This is a genomic window from Streptomyces sp. NPDC000941, assembly GCF_053599555.1.
The window spans coordinates 1-3,819 of sequence record NZ_JBSFMM010000444.1; the positions used below are offsets into that span (position 1 = coordinate 1).

The 3,819-nt window shown below is 70.8% G+C and carries 4 protein-coding genes; all 4 read left to right on the plus strand.

The window, feature by feature from the left end; all coding sequences use genetic code 11:
• On the plus strand, window positions 1-243 hold a 243-nt coding region (locus ACWDSL_RS52420), incomplete at its 5' end, for a flavodoxin-dependent (E)-4-hydroxy-3-methylbut-2-enyl-diphosphate synthase (RefSeq protein ID WP_385631873.1).
• A 152-nt stretch (window positions 244-395) separates the two neighbouring features.
• The gene (locus tag ACWDSL_RS52425; protein WP_450496745.1) at window positions 396-1,241 is read left to right on the plus strand and encodes a GNAT family N-acetyltransferase; all 846 of its coding nucleotides are present in this window, start codon (window positions 396-398) and stop codon (window positions 1,239-1,241) included.
• A 36-nt stretch (window positions 1,242-1,277) separates the two neighbouring features.
• Entirely contained in the window at window positions 1,278-1,844 is a 567-nt protein-coding gene (locus ACWDSL_RS52430; protein ID WP_450496746.1) for a GNAT family N-acetyltransferase, read from the plus strand.
• A gap of 121 nt (window positions 1,845-1,965) precedes the next feature.
• Window positions 1,966-3,672, plus strand: coding sequence for a proline--tRNA ligase (locus tag ACWDSL_RS52435; protein WP_450496747.1), 1,707 nt, complete (start codon window positions 1,966-1,968; stop codon window positions 3,670-3,672).
• Window positions 3,673-3,819: the final 147 nt, after the last annotated feature.

Here is a 3,819-nt window from a genome sequence, read left to right on the forward strand (position 1 = left end):
GTGCCGCTGCGGGTCGCGGTGATGGGGTGTGTGGTCAACGGTCCCGGTGAGGCGCGTGAGGCGGATCTGGGGGTGGCCTCGGGCAACGGCAAGGGCCAGATCTTCGTCAAGGGTGAGGTGATCAAGACGGTGCCCGAGTCGAAGATCGTGGAGACCCTGATCGACGAGGCCATGAAGATCGCCGAGCAGATGGAGAAGGACGGCATCGCCTCCGGAGAGCCCGAGGTCTCCGTCACCGGCTGACGCCACCCCGCGCCCGCGGCTGCACCGCCCGCACCCGACCGGACCACGGCCCCGTCGGTGAACGTGGGCGGTGGCCTGGGCGACCCCCGAGGTACAGTGCGGAGAATCGAATCTTCTGGCCCTCGGCCGCAACCGGTGAGGCATACCGACACGTGCTGACGACGTCCACCACCAGGGTGCTCGAGCCCCACGAGCTCGACGAGGCCCTTGCGGTCCTCGACCGCGACCCGGTCTCCAACGCCTTCGTCGCCGCCCGCGTCCAGGTCGCCGGCCTGGACCCCTGGCGCCTCGGCGGCGAGATGTGGGGCTGGTACACCGGTGGCCGGCTGGAATCGCTCTGCTACGCCGGAGCCAACCTCGTCCCCATCTGCGCCACCCGTGAGGCCGTACGCGGCTTCGCCGAGCGCGCCCGCCGGGCCGGCCGCCGCTGCTCCTCCATCGTCGGCCCCGCCGACACCGCCACCGAGCTCTGGTCGCTGCTCGAGCCCAGCTGGGGCCCGGCCCGCGAGGTCCGCGGCCATCAGCCGCTCATGGCCACCACCACCATGCCCGCCGGTATCGCGCCCGACCCGCTCGTCCGCCGCGTCCACAAGGACGAAATGGACGTGATCATGCCCGCCTGCGTGGCCATGTTCACCGAAGAGGTCGGCGTCTCGCCGCTCGCCGGCGACGGCGGGCTGCTCTACCAGGCCCGGGTCGCCGAACTCGTCAGCCACGGGCGATCCTTCGCCCGGATCGAGAACGGCCGGGTCGTCTTCAAGGCCGAGATCGGCGCCGCCACCCGCCACGCCTGCCAGATCCAGGGCGTCTGGGTCGCCCCCGAGTACCGCGGCCGCGGGCTGTCCGAGCCCGGTATGGCCGCCGTCCTGCACTATGCGCTGAACGAGGTCGCGCCCGTCGTCAGCCTCTACGTCAACGACTTCAACACCGCCGCCCGCGCCGCCTACCGCCGCGTCGGCTTCCAGGAGGTCGGCGCCTTCATGAGTGTGCTGTTCTGATCGACGGCCCAGTAACGGCCCAGTAGGGTGCCGCCCATGCTGCATCAACCAGGCGAAGGGCCGCCGGACCCGCAGGGCGTCGTCGTGGGGCCGCTCGACCTCGCCGCGCGCGTGGACGAGGCCCTTGCCGTGCAGGCGATCGCCTTCGGGCTCACCGCCGAGGAGGCCGGAGTACGGCGCCACATCGTGCTGCGCCACCTCACCAGCCCGGGCGCCCGCGCGCTGGGCGCCACCACCCCCTCCGGGCGGCTCGTCGGCTTCGTCTACGGCATGCCCAACGACCGCACGCACTGGTGGTCCACCGTCGTCGAGCCGTATCTGCGCGACACCGGCCACGAGAACTGGCTGGACGACTCCTTCGTCATCACCGAACTGCATGTCCACCCCGACTACCAGCAGCACGGCATCGGCCGGTCGCTGATCACCACCATCACCGACGGAGCGGACCAGCCGCGCTCCATCCTCTCCGCGATCGACGCCGAGAGCCCCGCCCGCCACCTCTACCGCGCCCTCGGCTACCGCGACCTCGCCCGCCCCGTGCTCTTCCCGAGCGCGCCGACTCCGTACGCGGTCATGGGCGCCCCGCTCCCGCTGCGCCGCTGATTCCCGGTGGCCTTCCCCCGGTACGCCTTCCCCCGGTACGCCTTCCCCTGGTTCATTTCCCGGTGGGTGGCGGCAGCGGTTAATCTCCTGGACATCCCATCTCGTACGCAGGAGAAGAACCATGGCCCAGGCCCACGTCCAGCGCATGTCCAGGTTGATGTTGAAGACGCTGCGCGAGGACCCGGCCGATGCCGAGACCGCCAGCCACAAGCTGCTCGTCCGCGCCGGCTATGTACGCCGCACCTCCGCGGGCATCTGGACCTGGCTGCCCATCGGCAAGAAGGTCCTGGAGAACGTGGCGCGGATCGTCCGCGAGGAGATGGACGCCATCGGCGGCCAGGAGGTCCTGCTGCCCGCCCTGCTGCCCCGTGAGCCGTACGAGGCCAGCGGCCGCTGGGACGAATACGGCGACCTGCTGTTCCGGATCAAGGACCGCAAGGGCGCCGACTACCTCCTCGGCCCGACCCACGAGGAGATCTTCACCCAGACGGTCAAGGACCAGTGCACGTCCTACAAGGACCTGCCCGTGATCCTCTACCAGATCCAGACCAAGTACCGGGACGAGGCCCGCCCGCGCTCCGGTGTGCTGCGCGGCCGCGAGTTCCAGATGAAGGACTCGTACTCCTTCGACACCACCGACGAGGGCCTGGCCGAGTCCTACCGGCTGCACCGCGAGGCCTACCAGCGGATCTTCGAACGCCTCGGCCTGGACTACCGCATCGTCTCCGCGATCTCCGGCGCCATGGGCGGCTCCGCCTCCGAGGAGTTCCTGGCCCCGGCCGCGGCCGGCGAGGACACCTTCGTGGACTGCCCGAACTGCGACTACGCGGCCAACACCGAGGCCGTCACGCTCGCCCTCACCCCCGTCGAGGGCGCCGAGCACGGCCCGGTCGAGGAGCTGGACACCCCCGACACCCCCACCATCGACACCCTCGCCGAGCACCTGAACATCCCGGCCTCCGCCACCCTGAAGAACCTCCTCGTCAAGGTCGACGGCGAGATCACCGCGGTGGGCGTCCCCGGCGACCGCGAGGTGGACCTCGGCAAGCTCGCCGAACACCTCGCCCCCGCCGAGGTCGAGGTCGTCACCGCCGAGGACTTCGCCGACCGCCCCGACCTGGTCCGCGGCTACATCGGCCCGCAGGACCTGGCCGGGAAGTCCTTCCGCTATCTCGCCGACCCGCGCGTCGCGCCCGGCACCGCCTGGGTGACCGGCGCCAACAAGCCCGGCAAGCACGCGCGCAACGTCGTCTGCGGCCGGGACTTCGAGGTCGACCAGTACCTCGACGTCGTCGTGGTCAGGCCCGGCGACCCCTGCCCCCGCTGCGGCGCCGGTATCGAGCTCGACCGGGCCATCGAGATCGGCCACATCTTCCAGCTCGGCCGGAAGTACGCCGACACCTTCCAGCTCGATGTGCTCGGCCAGAACGGCAAGCCGGTCCGGGTCACCATGGGCTCCTACGGCATCGGCGTCTCGCGCGCCGTGGCCGCGCTCGCCGAGCAGACCCACGACGAGTCCGGGCTGTGCTGGCCCCGCGAGGTGGCCCCGGCCGACGTCCACATCGTCGCGGCGGGCAAGGCGCTCCAGACCGAGCTGGCCCTGGAACTCGCGGACAAGCTGGGGACGGCGGGCGTCCGCGTCATGGTCGACGACCGGGCCGGCGTCTCCCCGGGCGTGAAGTTCACCGACGCCGAGCTGATCGGCGTGCCCACGATCCTGGTCGTCGGCCGTGGCGCGAAGGACGGCGTGGTGGAGCTCAAGGACCGCCGCACGGGCGAGCGCGAGGAGCTGCCGGTCGACGAGGCGCTGTCCCGCCTCACGGTCTGACAGGCTTCAGGGGCCCGGCGCTCCTTCCGTGTCCTGGTCGCTCCGCGGAGCGACCAGGGCACGCCGGGGGGCGGGGGTCGGTGGGTAGTGCACACGTCTGAAATCCAGTCAACAAGTATCTAATATCGTTTGTTTTTTTTTGGGTTT

What these genes read in the sequence shown, in the direction of transcription:
- ACWDSL_RS52430 (WP_450496746.1), top strand. Translation starts at nt 1,278, where the DNA reads ATGCTGCATCAACCAGGCGAAGGGCCGCCGGACCCGCAGGGCGTCGTC.
- ACWDSL_RS52435 (WP_450496747.1), top strand. Translation starts at nt 1,966, where the DNA reads ATGGCCCAGGCCCACGTCCAGCGCATGTCCAGGTTGATGTTGAAGACG.